16 protein-coding genes and 2 pseudogenes are annotated in these 16,702 nt (G+C 50.6%); 6 read left to right on the forward strand and 12 right to left on the reverse strand.

Features of this window, described 5'->3' with window-relative positions; translation table 11 throughout:
* Window positions 1-96: 96 nt before the first annotated feature.
* The gene (locus LQ777_RS24775; protein ID WP_232562908.1) at window positions 97-1,449 is read left to right on the forward strand and encodes a hypothetical protein; all 1,353 of its coding nucleotides are present in this window, start codon (window positions 97-99) and stop codon (window positions 1,447-1,449) included.
* A 308-nt stretch (window positions 1,450-1,757) separates the two neighbouring features.
* Here LQ777_RS24775 and LQ777_RS24780 read toward each other — a convergent pair whose 3' ends face one another.
* A complete protein-coding gene (locus LQ777_RS24780) occupies window positions 1,758-2,186 on the reverse strand; it encodes a hypothetical protein (RefSeq protein ID WP_232562909.1) in 429 nt (142 codons plus the stop codon).
* An 828-nt stretch (window positions 2,187-3,014) separates the two neighbouring features.
* Window positions 3,015-3,119, reverse strand: a pseudogene (locus LQ777_RS24785) (DUF2805 domain-containing protein); the annotation flags it as partial.
* A 211-nt stretch (window positions 3,120-3,330) separates the two neighbouring features.
* Between LQ777_RS24785 and LQ777_RS24790 the strand changes: the two are divergent.
* From LQ777_RS24790 to LQ777_RS24800, 3 genes are all read left to right on the forward strand, one after another.
* Entirely contained in the window at window positions 3,331-3,540 is a 210-nt protein-coding gene (locus LQ777_RS24790) for a hypothetical protein (RefSeq protein ID WP_232562910.1), read from the forward strand.
* 6 nt (window positions 3,541-3,546) lie between these two features.
* Window positions 3,547-3,840: a hypothetical protein gene (locus LQ777_RS24795; protein ID WP_232562911.1), complete on the forward strand. Its 294-nt coding sequence runs from the start codon at window positions 3,547-3,549 to the stop codon at window positions 3,838-3,840.
* 124 nt (window positions 3,841-3,964) lie between these two features.
* Entirely contained in the window at window positions 3,965-4,375 is a 411-nt protein-coding gene (locus LQ777_RS24800; RefSeq protein ID WP_232562912.1) for a DUF2147 domain-containing protein, read from the forward strand.
* 192 nt (window positions 4,376-4,567) lie between these two features.
* Here the strand turns inward: LQ777_RS24800 and LQ777_RS24805 are convergent, their stop codons facing one another.
* From LQ777_RS24805 to LQ777_RS24840, 8 genes are all read right to left on the reverse strand, one after another.
* The gene (locus LQ777_RS24805) at window positions 4,568-5,326 is read right to left on the reverse strand and encodes a cellulose binding domain-containing protein (RefSeq protein WP_232562913.1); all 759 of its coding nucleotides are present in this window, start codon (window positions 5,324-5,326) and stop codon (window positions 4,568-4,570) included.
* The gene (locus LQ777_RS24810) at window positions 5,323-6,975 is read right to left on the reverse strand and encodes a right-handed parallel beta-helix repeat-containing protein (protein ID WP_232562914.1); all 1,653 of its coding nucleotides are present in this window, start codon (window positions 6,973-6,975) and stop codon (window positions 5,323-5,325) included. Before LQ777_RS24810 ends, LQ777_RS24805 begins: the two co-directional genes overlap by 4 nt.
* Before the next feature lie 519 nt (window positions 6,976-7,494).
* Window positions 7,495-8,208 (reverse strand): helix-turn-helix domain-containing protein, encoded by a 714-nt coding sequence (locus tag LQ777_RS24815; protein ID WP_232562915.1) that lies wholly within the window; start codon window positions 8,206-8,208, stop codon window positions 7,495-7,497.
* Between the two features lie 12 nt (window positions 8,209-8,220).
* Entirely contained in the window at window positions 8,221-8,523 is a 303-nt protein-coding gene (locus LQ777_RS24820) for a sensor histidine kinase (protein ID WP_232562916.1), read from the reverse strand.
* Between the two features lie 169 nt (window positions 8,524-8,692).
* Window positions 8,693-8,863: a hypothetical protein gene (locus LQ777_RS24825; protein ID WP_232562917.1), complete on the reverse strand. Its 171-nt coding sequence runs from the start codon at window positions 8,861-8,863 to the stop codon at window positions 8,693-8,695.
* A 27-nt stretch (window positions 8,864-8,890) separates the two neighbouring features.
* Window positions 8,891-9,487: an ATP-binding protein gene (locus LQ777_RS24830; protein WP_232562918.1), complete on the reverse strand. Its 597-nt coding sequence runs from the start codon at window positions 9,485-9,487 to the stop codon at window positions 8,891-8,893.
* A gap of 75 nt (window positions 9,488-9,562) precedes the next feature.
* Entirely contained in the window at window positions 9,563-10,264 is a 702-nt protein-coding gene (locus LQ777_RS24835; protein ID WP_232562919.1) for a LytR/AlgR family response regulator transcription factor, read from the reverse strand.
* Window positions 10,233-11,294 carry a sensor histidine kinase gene (locus LQ777_RS24840; RefSeq protein ID WP_232562920.1) on the reverse strand — a complete coding sequence of 354 codons (1,062 nt, stop codon included), beginning with the start codon at window positions 11,292-11,294 and terminating at the stop codon, window positions 10,233-10,235. Before LQ777_RS24840 ends, LQ777_RS24835 begins: the two co-directional genes overlap by 32 nt.
* Before the next feature lie 309 nt (window positions 11,295-11,603).
* Between LQ777_RS24840 and LQ777_RS24845 the strand changes: the two are divergent.
* Both LQ777_RS24845 and LQ777_RS30695 read left to right on the forward strand, forming a co-directional pair.
* A pseudogene (locus tag LQ777_RS24845) lies at window positions 11,604-13,727 on the forward strand (TonB-dependent receptor domain-containing protein); the annotation flags it as partial.
* A gap of 163 nt (window positions 13,728-13,890) precedes the next feature.
* A complete protein-coding gene (locus LQ777_RS30695) occupies window positions 13,891-14,190 on the forward strand; it encodes a DoxX family membrane protein (RefSeq protein WP_425276960.1) in 300 nt (99 codons plus the stop codon).
* A gap of 200 nt (window positions 14,191-14,390) precedes the next feature.
* Here LQ777_RS30695 and LQ777_RS24850 read toward each other — a convergent pair whose 3' ends face one another.
* Together LQ777_RS24850 and LQ777_RS24855 are read right to left on the reverse strand one after the other, a co-directional pair.
* A complete protein-coding gene (locus LQ777_RS24850; protein ID WP_232562922.1) occupies window positions 14,391-15,167 on the reverse strand; it encodes an IS5 family transposase in 777 nt (258 codons plus the stop codon).
* Between the two features lie 201 nt (window positions 15,168-15,368).
* Window positions 15,369-16,571 carry a PepSY-associated TM helix domain-containing protein gene (locus tag LQ777_RS24855; protein WP_232562923.1) on the reverse strand — a complete coding sequence of 401 codons (1,203 nt, stop codon included), beginning with the start codon at window positions 16,569-16,571 and terminating at the stop codon, window positions 15,369-15,371.
* Window positions 16,572-16,702 lie beyond the last annotated feature (131 nt).

Below are 16,702 nucleotides of genomic sequence, written 5' to 3' on the forward strand. Positions count from 1 at the left end.
TTTTGCATTATACAATGAGTGCGTGATTGGCCTGACCATTTTGCTTATCAGAATTATGGACAAGACAATACGCTGACTACTAGATATTTACCTTGAATGATTACCGAGAATGGACAACCCGAAAAAGCCGAAAGTTTCGCTTTTTTAGACATCGGCTGTCGACGGGTTAGCGAATCCTATGGCAAGCCCGACTGGGACACGTGGACGAATGGTGACTTCGTGAGCTTAAGTCACATACTTTTCAGGCAGACGCACGTACGAATCAGTCCGAACACGCTGAAACGAATCTTCGGCAAGATCAAAACCGATGCCCGCTATTACCCACAGAGAGCAACCCGGGATGCGCTGGCGGTTTACATCGGTTACTCAGACTGGGAGCATTTTGTCAACACCCAGAAATGGACAGCCCGGCAGGTTGAGCAGTTGCCCGATGTGCTCGTCCGGGAAGAGAGCCCGCTACTGCTATCAACACCAACGAACTCACCAGCCCATTCTTCTCAGCAGGAAACGAAACAAACCCGTCGATTACTGCTGTTGATAGGTAGCTCTGTACTGCTCGCTATCATTCTACTATTAGTCTACTCGCAAAGTGCAAGCAGCGAATCGAGCCAACTCGTCTGCCGGAATCCGGTGGGCGAAAACCCGCATTCTGCTGTATTTCAGCTCAAGTACCCAGGTTCTGCGGCTCCCTCAGGTACATACTCGATTCTGTTTGGCGACGGAAAACGGGAACGTCTTACCTCCCACGATAGCCTTGCCACGCACTATTACGAACGACCGGGCCGCTACTTTGCCATTTTGCAACATGATGGCGCGAACATCGATACCTCGACGGTTTATCTACGGACAAAAGGCTGGACTGTTACCGCTAACATGATGCACGATACTAGTCGAGTGTATCCCATCGACGTAGCGCGGTTGTTTACCGGAGGACGCCGTAGCGTTAGTGCCCTCGAAGCTGCCCACGCGGGTGTCGATACTAACCGTACATTCTTTATGGAGTTTATCAACAGCCATCCAACCCAGGTCGATGGGGATAATTTCGAGCTAACGACCCACCTAAAAACCTCTCCTGATAGAGCGGGTGTTCGCTGCTCGCAGGTCGGCATTACAGTCTGGGGCGAGTCGTCGCAACACATGTTTGAGGTGATGAGGCCGGGTTGTGCTCACTGGATTCTGCTACAGAATTCCGATGTTCAGAAAAGTGGGCAGCGGGATGATCTAAGTTTTATGGGTGCCGATTTGCGCCAGGGGGGTACGTTGATGCTGCGGGTCATCGACAGGCAGGCCACTATCTTTATCAACAATCGACCGGTTTACAGAACTCATTATAAAAAGCCCTTGCACCAGATTTATGGAATTAAAATTCGGTTTGCTGGCGTCGGAACCGTCGACTCCTTTTCGTTGAAAGACTTGAAAACAGGTGCTTTGTTTAATGAAGGTTTTTAGTTTGATCAATGGTTGTAGGTTAAAATTTTCGTGCTTACGTCCGAACTACTAACGGGACCACCGTGCAATTTACCGCCGGGGCGCGTCCAAAATGAAAATGGTCGTTACTTAGTAAAACCTTTTTATAAGTAACGCCAACTACAACCTATCCGTAGCTATCAATTTCCTGACTAAGCTTTCTGACTAGCCCGTTCCGTAGGCTACAAATTAAGTCGAACAGATAGTAAATAGTATACGACTCTTTAGAAAGTGTATTGCTTGGCTATTAATCTATGCCTTTGAGTATTAAATTTCTGCTTATGTCTATTTTACTTTCTTGCGGCCGTCATCAGACTATAATAAGCAATCGGTTGACTGGGCTTTCCTAGTGAGTCGATGATAGCCATACTATTATTTGACTTATTAGCTTGCTCTAGAAGAGATCTAGTCACATTCGTCCAACGGCAGATTAAGCCACTATTGATGTCTATCTCCAAGCCGAGTTGGTTCGCACTTTTGCTGAACCAAAGAGCATGTTTTGTTTTTGTAAAGGGGGCTAAAGAATCAGGGTTTGGAAAGGTATATTCAAGCTTGTAGTGCTTGTCCGAAGGAAGAGAATCGTAGTTTTTTAAAATGTAAGCAACCGCATTATTCTGTGCATCAACCCTCGAACCGTATAAACCTAAATCGTAATAGCTATTAGTACATCCTCCTAAAAGAGTTATTAAAACCAGACAACTTTTGCTAATAAGTTTCATTGATAATACTGTTAGAATGCAAATACAAAAAGAATATATCACTGGATTAATTTTTCACTTTATAAAGGATCGTACGCTACTGGAAATGATACAATTGAGTAGTTGATTCTTTGCTTTCTCACCATTACATCCCTTGTTGGACGATAAACGCCTTTAGCTAACAAGGATGATCGATTTTCCTTGAGTGCTGTGTTCGCTTACCAATCAACTTCGATACGTCTATCCACCTAATTATGAATAAGAGCTTATACCTGCTAGTAACTACTGTGTTCCTTGTGATGAGCAGTTGCAGTAAATATAAGGAAGCATGAGCTATGCCCTCTCCTTCTGTAGAAGGAAGCTGGAAATATGACAAAAATATTCAGGTCCTATCGAATCATATAGCCCGTTCAGTAAGCCGTCTTCCAAAACAGGCTCCCCTTTTAACGTAAACAGATTATTCAGTCAGGCATCATACTTCGTGCCAGTGAGAAAGACAACCAAGTTCGCTGATTAGTGGCTAGTTCCTGTTACATGTGTTAAAAACCTATCCAGTTCCGCTTTTTGCAAATCAGGATGGGATGTGGTACTGTTACTGTCGAATTAGGAAAGCAAGAATGAATCAAGAATTGTGTTTATAGTTAAAGCCACGAGTAGGCTAGTCTGCTTAATACCAATCAGTCTAACAGTTATCATAAATGACTTTTTCTGATTATAGGTCTAACGCTTACTAATTCGATTGTGACTAATCATGCGCTGCTGAGGAGATGTGAAGCGATCACCAATCCCAGCCGCCTAAGTAGCGTGCTTGCTCGCGCGGCCCTGCATCCGAGATCGCCATCGACGCTAGGATCCCGGTTTTAGATGCGCTCGTAACACCTTGATAACTGCCGACTCGGACAAGCCAAACTGAGCTTGGATGGCCTCGAAGGGGGTACGATCCTCCCAGGCCATTTCAATTAACCGATCAGGATCGGCAAGGCTAGGTAGGAACTGAGCTGTTTAAGTTTTCATCCCCATACAACGCTAATAACCATCAAAGGGCTACTTTTACTGTCAACTCGGTTTGAAGAACATTACCTTAAAGGGTTTCGAGTATTCAGTAGACAACTTGAAAAGGGCTAAATGGCCTTAGACAGTTCTTGTGTATTTTAGTCATCAAGCAGTGTACCCTCACTCGTCGGAACAAATACCCCTTCGCTGTACGAAAGCCTGCTGCGTTTACTTCATCGACAATCTGTTGAAGGGTCTTATCGTGGTTCAAATAGCCTCTGATCGTCAGTATCGCCCGGTGACTGTTTTCATTCATAACTACTTTTCGCTCGATGGAGGCAACACCTTTCTGTTTAGCCAGCGTAGTCAGATTCAGGGGTGATCCGAGTTGAAAGCCTTATCGTTTTTTGGCGGCCAGTGCCTTGCGGGTTCGTTCACCGATGAGTTCTCACTAGTGCTGAGCCAGCGACGCAAATATACCGATGGTCAACGTATTGGTATCGAGGATACCAGCACACACAAAGTCAACTCCCGAATCCTTCAACGCGAAGATAAAGCTGGTGTTACAGCTGAGACGGTCCAGTTTAGCAATGACCAGACGGGCCTTGTGCTACCTAGCGTAGGTGAGTGCTTCTCTGAACTGTGGACGGCTATCACGCTTACCATAGATATTAAACTATAATGGCTGTCAATGAGTATTTATGATAGCATGCTGACTAAGTGCATCGATTCTTGACTCCACTAGCCCGCCTGGGAAGTACAACCTAATTAAAACTTATTTGCTATTGAAATCGCTTTCGCAACCCATGCATCAAGTCGAAGGCCGATACCGGTCTTGGTCTTTATTGATAGTTCTGTTTCTCCTGAGCGCTGTAGTGGACCAACCTGCTGATCAACTTATTGGCCGGTGGCAATTTCCATCTAAAGGCTCCAGCGTTGATGTATACCGGCAAGCGGGTCTTTACTTTGCTCGGGTGGCCGAGGTCGACCAAGCAGGCGAACAAAACTTTGGTTTGGTAAAAGACAGTCTTCTAATCCGTAATCTTCAGTATGATGGCGAGTTGTGGTCAAAAGGACGCTTAATTCATCCAAAGACGGGAATTGCCTTAAACGTTGAGATAGCCATGGTTAAGCCAAACACCATCACGGTAACCGTCTACAAAGGCCTCAAATTGTTTCACCGCAAATTTGAAATGACCCGCCAGGAAAAGAAATAGACGTTAATGGCTTGTCTAGTGGCAGGATTAAAAGGTATTACCACAAAGAAGTGATTTGTGAGACGATCAGTCTTGATGATTGCAAAGCCTACTTCGTTTGCTAGTCCTGTTTATCCTATGCAAAAGCAAAAGCCCAGATCGTCACCGATCTAGGCTAACCGGTTGACGGGTATAGATAGAAACAGGGACTAATCAGGGGCGTAGCAACTTGACCAGTTGACGCTGGGTAGTCGTACTTACATCCAGTAGTAGCAACCCCTGCGCGTTGCCCAAAGGCAGGTTCACCCGCTCGACGGAACGAGCGTCCTTGATAGAATGTGCGTATACCGTCTTGCCCTGCATGTCGATTAGCTTTACCTGCACGACCTGTCCCATTACGCCACTAATCTCGATCTCCGCCGATGATCCCACCACGGGATTGCCCAGCACCTTCACAGTTAGTTGGCTGCCCGCTTCCGGGGCCGCTGCCCGCGTGCTGCCGCTAGCCATCGGTTCGGTACCGTAGAATATCACCCCATTCTGATAGGCCGTAATGCGGGCGTTCAATGTGTAGCTGTTGTTGTTGATGTAGGAGTAGTCGTCGCTCTGCACAAAATTACTGTAGTCCTGTTTACTGGTTTGTACCTCCAGTGGACCCGAATCGCCGTTGGGGGCCAGACTGCCAGCACCAGCATTGAAGCTGTACTCGATGTAGCCCGTAGCGCCCTGACGAGCGGGGCTCAGCGGTACGTAGCGCAGGTAAAGGTTGCCCTGACCGATAGCTACGTAGTTTTTCTGGAACAGCAGGGGGATGGTGTTCTCGGTGGTCAGCCAGTAACGCAGCGTGATCGTGTTATACGGAATTGGCGTGGTACCCGCGTTTTGCAACAAGAGATACGGCTTGATCGTGTTGTTGCTGAGCTGGTTATTGTCAGGGGCTCGCGAGAGCACTTTGAGCGTTGGCGCGATCACCGTGATGGTAGCTGTGGTGATAGAACTGGTGCAACCATTCTGATTGCTGGTAAAGGTAGCGGTAAAGCTTTGCGTACCAAGTTAGCCGTTGATACCGCCAGGGTGCTGTTGCTACCCCCGTTCCAGTTGATAGTACCGTCCTGACAACCTGAAGCCATTAGGATAACATCGCCCGTATTCTGAGCGATAGTCAGGCTCGACACCCCGGCTGGGTAGAGACCGCCCGATTGAGTGACCAGGGTGTGGGGCGCCGGCGTGGGCTTCTCCGTCACACTTTGCGAACCGCTTATGGTCCGCTGACACGAAGTGCTGACGTTGGTAGCCAGTACCGTAAAAGTGCCCTCTCCGGTTTGGTTGCCGAAGCTGATGGCACTACCCGTACCCGCTACAGAATCACCCACCGGGGTCGTCCCTCGCAGGAGTTGGTAGGTGACATCCATTTGCGAACCCGACAGGCCGACCGCTGGTACCTTACTGCCCTGACAGTAGGTTCCCCCACCCGTTACGGCGTATTGAGTGGGTAGTGGATTGACGGTGATAGGAGCGAAGGTGGTCGTCAGGCTGGTGTACTGACTGGTAAGGACGATTTGATAGGTCCCACTCCTGTGCAGGGGAAAGACCCGGGTGAACCCAAACGCCGAACCAGGTGCCACCGACACATCCGCATCGCCCAAGTTGGTGTTGCCTCGGTACAACGAGCCCGCCTTGATGCCCTGCGAGCCACCAGCGGCATAGAGGGTAAAAGAGACAAAGGTTCCGGCACATACAGCGGTAGCCGATTGAGAAATAGTACTTAGGGCGGGGGCCACATAGGCGGCTCCCTGGAACTCAGCCGCTCCGATGTCGATGGTGCGGACTTTGCGGGCGTTGCCCAGTACATCGGTGGTGGTGGTGTTAGCGGCATTGTCACCCGCGTCGATGGTGGGAGCGCAGATGGACAGTTGAGGACCGGTGGCGTTCTGGAAGGGCGAAACACGAGTGCGCAGGTTTTTACCCCCGTCGGTGAAACCCGTCACCGTGTCATCGAACAGACTGTAACTGGCCTGCACACTACCCCCACTAATATTTACCAGCGTATTAGCTCCGCCGTTGTTGAACAACACACAGTCCGTTAAAAGAGGATTATCGCTAATGTTATAGATCGCCCCGCCTGAGTCCGCGGTGTTGCCCTGAAAGCTACAGTTAGTCAGACTGGGATTATAGCCATTAACGACCATTCCTCCACCCCTCGTAGAAGCGGATTTGTCCTGAAAGCTACAGTTAATCAGACTGGCATTACTGCTAAGATTGTACATACCCCCGCCATCGCCTGCGGTATTGGATTGGAAGCTACAGTTGATCAGATTAGGAAGGCCGCTAAGATTGTACATGCCTCCGCCATATTGCGCGGAGTTGTCCTGGAAACTACAGTTAACCAGACTGGGACTGCTACTAAAATTGTACATACCTCCGCCATTTGTAGCGTTGCCGCCAGCAACGATCACCCCATCCAGGACGGACGTATTCGTTAGCCCTGACGGGTTGTCGATAACACGGCCAGAACCGCTGACGGTGAGGGTGGTCGAGGAGATCTGTCCCGCCACGGGGTTGACCGGGGGGCAACTGGCCAGGCTGGTCTCGCTGCCCGCAAAGCCTCCGTAGATACCCACTTTTTCATGAAAAAGGAGCCGCCACCGGTGCGCGTATAGCTACCAGCTGCCACCCAGACCTGCTCGACGCCTGGCGCATTGATCATGGCCTGCAAGTCGCCACTGGCATCGGCTTAACTGACCCCACTACCGTCCACTACCGTCGCCACTGGCCGTGGGCTTAACATAACGACGGCTCTGCGCCTGAGTGCTCAGACTCAGGGTGAGCCATACCAGCACCAGCAGTACCCAGTGACCCATGCCGCTAGCCCGTTGGGAAGAACGTAAAATTGACTCCTCAGGTCCATACACTACCGCTGTCAATACCAAACGTGATTCGTAAAGCCTTGCCAAACCTAAAGCCAATCGGCTGACTCAATCGGCTGGGGTAACCGATCAGACAGACAAAAATCGGGCTTGGAGCGAGTAGGGTGCTACCACAAATCTGCCATTCTGTACCACAAATCTGCCAAGGCCGTCCAAAACACAAAAAAGTAGTGGTAAAGCCCGATTTTTTCTGGCTCAGTCTCTACCTACTTGCTAAGCGGATGTTCTTTGGGCGCCAAAGGCCGAGGGCGACTGGCCAAACTGTTCCTTGAAGCACTTGGCAAAATAGGACAGCGTCTCGAAGCCTACCCGGGTGGCCACCTCTCCTACTGGCTGGCCCTGGCTCAACCACTCGACGGCTTTTTTTAGCCGGTAGGCCCGCATTAGCTCACCCGCCGTCAGCCCCGTCAAAGCCGTCAGTTTGCGGTGCAGCGTATGGTAGCTGACGCCCATAGCCTGGGCCAGTTGCTCGACGCTGTAATCAGGCTGTACAAGAATGCCCGCCAGCACCTGCTCCAGCTGGGCCAGAAAAGGATCAATCGGGGCGGGTATGGATTCTGTGGGAGGAGTTGCCTGAGTGAAGTGCTGGTAGAGCCACTGACGCAGCCGTTGCTGATGAAGTAGTAAATTACCCACGCGCAGGCGCAACTCTTGCGGGTGAAAGGGTTTGATCAGGTAGTCGTCGCCCCCCCGTTCCAGGCCAGCCAGTTGGTGGTCCTGACCTGCTTTGGCCGTCATTACCAGGACGGGAATGTGACTGGTAGCAACGTTTGCTTTTAGTTGCTCGCACATACTTAGGCCATCCAGCACCGGCATCATCACGTCGGTGATCACCAGGTCCGGTAACTGCTCTTCGACCAAGCGCAATCCCTCCTGCCCGTTGGCCGCCCGGCGGATATGGTAGTGGGCCGGTAAACACTGGGCCATGAACTGGGCCAGCTAGGCATGGTCTTCCACAATCAGCACTTGAGAAGCGGGTTTGCTTGCTCCCGGATCGCATGTCGGCGGCTCAGCCGCCAGGCTATTTTCAAGGGTTTTCCCAATCTCAGCAGCGTCGACGGACGGGAACATCGGGTCCGGCTGATAAGGCAGCCAGACCGTAAACTGGGTAGTCCAGGGTGCTAGCTCGGGTTGGCGGCTACGCACCGCCACCCAGCCACCCTGTAGTTCAACTAATTCCTTAACCAGGGCCAGACCGATCCCTGTACCGGAATGGGCCGCCCCGCCCTTCAGCTGGGACACGTCGGATTCGGGCGCTACCTGATAGAACCGATTAAAATAAACGGAAGCGCAGCAGCAGGTATGCCCATACCGGTATCGCTGACGGTCAAATAGATGCCGGATGGCGGGGTCGGCTCACCTACCCCGCCATGGAACGCTACATCTGTCTCAGGCCGCTGATTTCCGACCGTCACCTTAACAACGCCCCCGGAGGGGTCCATTTCAGGGCGTTGGCTACTAAGTTGGTGCTAATCTGAACCAATTTAGCCACGTCGAACGAGTACAGGTGTGGCCCCAGCTTATCCTGCCACTTTAGCTGAATACCTTGCTGAGCTGCTGACTCGGCGAATGTTTCCAGCAACTGACTAACCGTTAGCGTCAGCGAAGCTCAAACCGGCTGGACGGCTAACTGGTCGGCGTCTAATTTAATCAGATCCAGAAGTTGGTTGATCAAGCCCAATAAAGTCCGCGCATTTTGTTCGATCAACGTCAGCCAGCTCCTCTCGGGTCCACTCACGGTTCCTTTGAGTCGCTCCAGGGGTCCTACGATCAGGGTAAGGGGTGTTCGCAGCTCATGGGTGAGGTTCGCAAAAAAACGGGTTCGCAATTCATTGAGCGCCTGCATTTGCTGCGCTTCCTGCTGGTTGAGGGCCACCGCCAGGCGCAGCCGCTCACGCTGAAGCCGAAAACGAACATAGGTGTGGATCAGCCCTATCGCCAGTAGAACATACAAGCCGTACGCCCAGAGGGTACGCCACCAGGGAGGATCAATGATAACCTGAATACGCTTCGTTAGCGGACTCCACTGTCCCGCTGCGTTGGCGGTGTTGACCAGGAATGTATAGTGACCCGGGGCCAGTTGAGTATAGTTGGCCACCGGCTGCCCCCCGGCATACACCCACCCCGCGTCCACCCCCTGAAGTTGGTAGCGGTACTGTAGCTGGGTGGGATGATTGTACTGTAAGCCAGCGAACTCAAAGCTCACAAAATTTTGGGTATGGCTCAAGTGCAGGGTAGCCATCTCGTTCAAATGGACATCTTCACCAGGATGCGTTTCTCTCTACCTTAGTCTATCCACTAATTCCCGGCGGTAAGTAAGCCCCACGGGTAGGGCGGTCTCACCGATGAATACTTCGTTGCCACTCAGACGCCTGACTTTGTCCAGGGAAACAAGGTAGGATTTATGAATGCGTATGAACCTATCGACGGGCAGGCGCTGTTCCAACTCGCTCATCGTCAGCGCTGTTACGTATACCTGTTCTGGCGTAAATAGCTTGATATAATTTCCCCAGCTTTGGCCATACAAAAGTTTCCCGTAGGCCAGTCGCACCCAGTCACCGTCAACTTTGATGACCAAAGAGCCCGGTGTCGGCAAGTTAGCTCGTGGGGTTTCTTCCTCCGGTTTTGTGGCAACGACTTTATCAACCGCTTTTAGAAATCGAGCGAATTCAATGGGTTTTAGTAGATAATCGACCACGCCATACTCATAACTTTCAAGGGCGAACTCCGAATAGGCGGTGGTGAGAATTACGCGGGGAGGATGGGCCAGGGTTTGCAGGAGTTGTAAGCCCGTAATCTGGGGCATGTTGATGTCCAGAAACAACAAATCAACTGGTTGTCGGTGCAAGAAATTGATCGCTTCCAGAGCATCGTAACAGTTGCCCACCAGTTCCAACTGATCAACCTGCCCGATGTAATGCTGCAACACATAATGAGCAGCTTGCTCATCGTCAATAATCAAACGCTGCAATCGACTTGGCATTGGGTTGGGCGGCTAATTGAATGGTTAACTGGGTAATAAATCGGTCTTCCTGTTGGGTTAAGACCAACTCGTGTTGGTGCGGATAGATGAGTTCCAGGCGTTTGCGGGTATTTTGTAGGCCAACACCCGTCGATTCGCCTATTGGTTTGTGAACCGAAAGAGAGTTTTCAATCTGAAGCAGCAGTTGGTTCTTACTTAATTGCACCATGATACGCACAAAACAGCCTTTAAGGTCGCCCGTACCATGTTTAAAGGCATTTTCGACCAAAGGCATCAGCAGAGCCAGCTGATAGGCTTGCAATTGACGATTGTCCGGGGGGGAGTGGTAGCTGATCTGGCAGCGTTTGCCCAACCGTTCCTGCTCCAAGGTAACGCAGCTGGTAATGAATTCAACCTCTTGTTGCAGTGACACCCACGACTGGCGACTGCTTTCGACCTGATACCGCATTAGTTTCGATAATTGCATCAGCAGATTGGGCATTCGGGCTGGCTCGTGCAGACTAATTCCGTACAAGTTGTTGAGGGTATTAAAAAAGAAGTGGGGATTTAGTTGCGCATGCAAAAACCGGATTTGTTCGTCCTGCTGGAGTAACTGGTCAGCATGGCGTCGTTGTTGCTGCTGGTAAAACCGCTGGATTAAAAAAATGGCCACCAGCACCAGCAGGCTTACAAAATTGGTTGCCAGCAAAAAAAGGCCTGTTTCGTGCCACTCCTGCACGGGACATAGTTCCGGATAAAGCCAGTAATTAGCCCACCAAACCAGACAGCTACCCAGGATCAAAGCGGGAACAGTCCATAAAATATACCGCCTTATCTGCTGCCTGAACAACAGTGGGAACAGCACAAACCGATGAAACTGCGCCTGGCCGTACAAGATCAGAAAGAACAGCAACGCCCGCCCAAATTCATCCCAGGATGTAAGCCGATTCCAGGCATTGAGCGACATCAAAATAAAAATAAAAAGAAACACAAAAATCAGAACTTCCTGTATCCAGATTTTTGGTTTGGTTCTGCCGTTGGGCCATCTCATAACGCGACTTATTTTCAAACAAAGCAACGGAAAGCAGTCACTATTTCCAATTGAAAACGACCAACCGAATTGATCATCAAAAAAACGGGGATTATCATTTTTAGGTCATATTTCTCGAAGATCGAAGCCTATTTTGTGGCTAGATCACCTACTGGATCGCTGACTAATCCGCATGAAATCACCAAAAGTTTTTGTCTCATTCCTTTGCTGTTTCTGACAATCCTGACCAACGGGCAACAACTGCTGACCAGCCAAACGACTTCAGGACAAATAACAGGGATACTTGTCGACTCTATCACGCGCCAACCGGTGCCCTTTGCTACGGTTGCTCTGCTGTCGGGAGACGGTTTAATCTTGACGGGGCAGACCACAATTGAATCGGGTCATTTTACGTTCACCAAACTCGCACTGGGAAACTACGGTCTGCAAATCACTTACGTTGGCTACCGGCTCCGAACGTTGACTGGCGTTAGGCTCACCGCTAGTCAGCCGATTCAGAACCTGGGATCGATTCCATTCCGTTCGGAAAGCCGTCAGCTCAACGAAGTGCAGGTAACGGCGCAAAAAGCGTTGATCGAAGAAAAACCCGACAGGCTGGTCTACAACGCGGGCAGCGATATAACCAACAAAGGAGGTACGGCGGTCGATGTACTCCGTAAAGCGCCCATGCTCACCGTCGATGTGTCGGGGAATGTCCAGATTCGGGGCAGTGCAAGCATCAAGGTGCTGCTCAATGGCCGCCCGTCGGGTCTGCTGGCCCGCAACTTGAGCGAAGCCCTGAAGATGATTCCGGCCAACACCATTCTGGCTGTTGAGGTGATGACCAGCCCGGCGGCCCGCTACGATGCCGAAGGGGCCGGTGGAGTAATCAACATCATCACCAAAAAACAACTGAAAGGCTCGAATGGCAACCTGGACGCAACGGCGGGTAACTACGTTCAGTCGCTGGGAGGTAGCTACGGATTCCGGCGGGAAAAATTCGGCCTGACCTTCTCGGGCAACGCGAACGCTGAACGGGAAAAAAGCCTTGCTGAGATGACCAGAACCTCGCTGGTTGATGGGCGGCCTGCCGGGGAGCTGTTTCAGCGGAACTACGCAAATAACGTCAGTCGCGGCTGGTTTGGGGACCTGAGCATGGAATACGCCTTTGATACGCTGAACCGGGTAAATCTATCGGTCAGTAGCTGGGGGGGCATCTGGCCCAATTCCAGCACGCTCTACAACCGCTTCCGCAACGCCGACAACCGGGCGACCCAGGAGTACAACCAGATCGTCGATCAGAAAAACCCTTTCGGCAATATTGAGTGGAACCTGGGCTATACCCGAACGTTTCACAAGCCCAAGCAAGAACTCAGCGTCCTCGGCCAGTATAGCTATACCTTCGATAACAACCGTTACGCCAGCAACCAGTTCGATCTGGCCAACCAGCTCATTTACCGGGAAACGAGCACCAACCTAAGTCATAATCCACAGTGGACTTGGCAGATTGACTACATCCATCCCTTTTCGAAGAGTGGTCGGCATTTATTCGAAGTGGGGGCGAAAATGGTGCAGCGGAATGTACGTAGTGTGTACGGCGTTTACGTCAGCCAGCCGGATGATGTGAACCGGCTCGTCCTGAGCGACGACCGATCCAACACGTTCACCTACAACCAGCAGGTCATGGCGGGATATGCCTCCCTTAAGCTGACCAGCAAAACGTTGTGGACGCTGCAACTGGGCACCCGGCTGGAAAATACGACGATGGCCGGGCAATTCAAAAGCACGATTTCGCCGTTTGACGTGCACTTCATTAACCTGGTACCCAGTATTGTTTTGTCTAAACAACTGAGCGAGCAGCACTCGATTAAGGCGTCGTACACCCAGCGGATTTCGCGACCCATGATCTGGGATCTGAACCCTTACGTCAACGCCAGCGATCCCAAGAACCTGATGGCGGGTAATCCGCAACTGCGGCCGGAAATAGCCCATCTAGCCGAACTGGCGTCCAGCCTGACGACCAAAAACGGGGCCTATCTCAACCTGAACCTCTACCGGCGACAAACCGCCAATTCCATCGAAGACGTGCGCACCGTCGATACGTCGGGTGTCTCGCTAACTATCCGGCAAAATGTAGCCCGCAACGAACGGACCGGATTGAACTTCAATGCCTCTGGACAACTAGGGCGCAACTGGAAGCTGAATGGCGGGGGCGAGTTCTACTACGCCCACTTTAACAGCCCGTCGCTAAGAGTGCAAAACGCGGGCTGGCTCTGGCAGGCAACGCTCAACATGGCCTACCAGCTACCACGTAACTATTCGGTGCAGGCGAACGGTCTCTACAGCACGGGATGGATACTTTTGCAAGGTAAAAATTCCGCTTGGCACGATTACAGTCTGGCCGTACGGAAGGAGTTCTGGGATAAAAAAGCAAGCCTTATTCTAGGGGTCAACAATCCGTTTACATACCCCTTCCGTCAGCAAAACGGCTCGCAGTCGGACACCTTCCGGGCGCATTTTGAAACCGGGATACACCTTATGGACGATGAACAGTGTCTGTCTGTGGTTACGTTTGGGACTGGGCGTCGCGATGATTCCCCACGGCTACGAAAAACTGATGCACTTCAACGAGCAGCAGGCCGATTTTCTCAACCTGTTCGGTCTGGGAAGCACCATTTCGCTGGCACTAGCCATCGGGGCCGAGTTTTTTTGTTCGATGTTGCTGATGCTGGGTCTGCTGACCCGCCTGGTACTAATCCCACTAATTATCACAGCCTTAGTCATTGTGTTTATAGCCCATGGAGGAGATATTGTGGGCGACGGCTCGGCGGGCTTTCTGTTGCTAGTCGGTTACATCACCAGCCTGTTGTTGGGAGCCGGTGACTATAGCCTGGACGCATACATCTTCAAACCATAAATAGGCTCTTCGGGAAATTGCCTGGGGATAGAGCTGGTATAGGTGCTTTTATTACAGCTGCAAACAGCAATTGCTCACGCGTCGAAGACTTTTATGCTACGATGATTATTCCAGTGTAATATTCCCCAAAACGCAGTTACCTATGCCAAATCAGCTCTTCTTTGAAATGTCTGATCTATCTAAGAGTATGTTTTGGATGATTATTTGGACAGTCGGTTGATCAAAATAGAAATGAAGCCAATTCGGAGCATAGCCTCCGAACTTTCTATGGTTTTGTCTACATCGCCAAACAAACGACGTCTAAAATTGAGCCAACCAAAGCTGCGCTCGACGGGCCAACGGTTCTTCTCAGGCACAAAACCGCGAGCACTTTCTGGTTTTTGTGCAACGTCCACCTGCCAGCCGCAACCCGTTTTTACGTACTCCATAAAACTGACCTTGTAGCCATGATCAGCCGCAATCACTTCTAAGCGAGCCACTTTGCCTTTGAGCCGATCTACTACTAGGCGCCCCGCTTCGTTATCCGATACGTTGGCGCCTGTCACGGCCAATGACCAGGGCAGACCCAGGCGAGCAACGGCAATACTACGCTTGCGGCCGTTGATTTTTTTGTTGGCATCTAACCCAGTCTCTTCATTGATGAACTGCATAACTTGAACCGACTGACTATCAATGGCTAATAAACTTGGCGTTTCCGCTCGCCTTTGTCGTTTTCGTTCCTTGATGACTAAACTATCTAACAATTGCTCCCAGACGCCCCGTAGTTTGAATCGCCGAAAATGGTAATAGACTGTCTGCCAAGGCAGTTCATCACCCGTCTTTTTAGCTAGTTCCCGCCACTGCACTCCGGTATAGTTAAGCCATAAAATAGCGTCGATGATCTCACGCAGTGAATGCCAGCGTTGGCGTTTGTCATCCAGAATTTGTTGAATAACTTGCCACGGAGAGTCCGTTAGTGCTTGAAACGATTGATTCATGATCTTGAAGCTTGGTAACTACAAGATAAGACGGACTCTCATTTTTAGACTATCCAAAACATACTCTTAGAAGAAGATTACAAAATTAAGCGGCTTGGTCAATCCTCAATTCTTATATGCGGCTGATTCAAATGACTTGAAGATTATGAAAATTTTCTGTGGCAGACTTACGACTGCGGCTGACCATCTGAAACGGTCTGGCTACCGTCTCTTTTTACCAAATCCTTTCCGGTTCCACCAAACCATAAATCCGGTTACGGGTAGCGAAGCACCAATAAGTGAACCTAAAAACGCCAGAATCTTGCCGGGCATGCCCAGTATCGTGCCAATGTGAATATCATAATTCATCCGGCGTACTTTCGCGCCGGTTGATGACTCGTCAAAGCTTTTGTCGAAGACGGCATAAAAGTCTAATCGCTGTAAGGTGTGCCGATCGAAGGTGTGTCGGGCTACATCGTAGAATCGGCCGGGGGCGGGGTAGGTTCGTATGCTGATGGTCGACTTCGCCTGGGAGGAATTGGGGAACGCGTAAAAAAAACCACCTGCCGAAGGATAGTCGGTTATCATGCGTACCCACGCCCCATCGATGGCCTGGTTGTATGTATACTGTTTGTGCTGCTGAGAAGGGTCCGAACTAACACGCTTCCATTCGGGTTCCGACTCCCCGCCGGAAGTTATCCAGTACAATCCTTTACTGTACAACGGAAGCCCGAAGACCATGCCCGACAAGGCCAGTGCCAACAGCACCAGCAACGCATAGAAGCCCAGCACATTGTGCAGATCGAGGTTGATTCGCTTCCAGCCAGCCTTTCTCTTTATCGTAAAGCTCTTTTGGCGGGAAGCGCGTGTCCATTTGGCGGGATACCACCAAAACAGACCAGTAATCAGCAGGATGGTAAATACCAGCGTTCCATAGTTGACCAATGGCTGACCAATTTCTTTCGGAAGCCACAGATGTTGATGCCCCAGCAGGACCCATTCGAAGAACTCTTTTTCGTTTTGCTCGTAGGTTTTACTGCCTTGAATTTGCCCGGTATAAGGATTTAGAAACAGTAGGTGCCGTTCGGGGTCGCGTTCCGTGCCTACGCCTACTCGGATAGCCGTTCCCTGTTGATAATAAGCATAAGAAGCGGACTTTCCGGGATAATGCTGCTGCGTGATGGCAAGCACTTTGGACGGAACAACCACCGGCTCCTGGCGGATCTGGGCGCGAATCGACGGCTCGGTCAGGTAAATAATTTCTTCACTGAACACCCAGACAGCCGCTGTGATGCATACAATAAATACGATGATACCCGAAGCAAGTCCCAGCCACAAATGAAGCCAGTTATTCACCTTTTGAAAGGACGACTTTTTTCGACGCCGAGTCGATACTTCTTCGAGAGATTCAATGCTAGTATTCATGGGGTAAGTACTCAATCACAAATAGTCTAGAATATTTCAAACTGGCGTTTTTGTCATGCTGACGAAGGAAGTATCTTCGAAAGACTACGGCCAAAGATGCTTCCTTCGTCAGCATGACAAAAAATGGCGTC

The sequence above is a fragment of the Spirosoma oryzicola genome (assembly GCF_021233055.1).
Lineage (GTDB): Bacteria > Bacteroidota > Bacteroidia > Cytophagales > Spirosomataceae > Spirosoma > Spirosoma oryzicola.

What these genes read in the sequence shown, in the direction of transcription:
- LQ777_RS24775 (WP_232562908.1), top strand. Translation starts at nt 97, where the DNA reads ATGATTACCGAGAATGGACAACCCGAAAAAGCCGAAAGTTTCGCTTTT.
- LQ777_RS24780 (WP_232562909.1), bottom strand. Translation starts at nt 2,186, where the DNA reads ATGAAACTTATTAGCAAAAGTTGTCTGGTTTTAATAACTCTTTTAGGA.
- LQ777_RS24800 (WP_232562912.1), top strand. Translation starts at nt 3,965, where the DNA reads ATGCATCAAGTCGAAGGCCGATACCGGTCTTGGTCTTTATTGATAGTT.
- LQ777_RS24815 (WP_232562915.1), bottom strand. Translation starts at nt 8,208, where the DNA reads ATGGCCCAGTGTTTACCGGCCCACTACCATATCCGCCGGGCGGCCAAC.
- LQ777_RS24835 (WP_232562919.1), bottom strand. Translation starts at nt 10,264, where the DNA reads ATGCCAAGTCGATTGCAGCGTTTGATTATTGACGATGAGCAAGCTGCT.
- LQ777_RS24840 (WP_232562920.1), bottom strand. Translation starts at nt 11,294, where the DNA reads ATGAGATGGCCCAACGGCAGAACCAAACCAAAAATCTGGATACAGGAA.
- LQ777_RS30695 (WP_425276960.1), top strand. Translation starts at nt 13,891, where the DNA reads ATGCACTTCAACGAGCAGCAGGCCGATTTTCTCAACCTGTTCGGTCTG.
- LQ777_RS24850 (WP_232562922.1), bottom strand. Translation starts at nt 15,167, where the DNA reads ATGAATCAATCGTTTCAAGCACTAACGGACTCTCCGTGGCAAGTTATT.
- LQ777_RS24855 (WP_232562923.1), bottom strand. Translation starts at nt 16,571, where the DNA reads ATGAATACTAGCATTGAATCTCTCGAAGAAGTATCGACTCGGCGTCGA.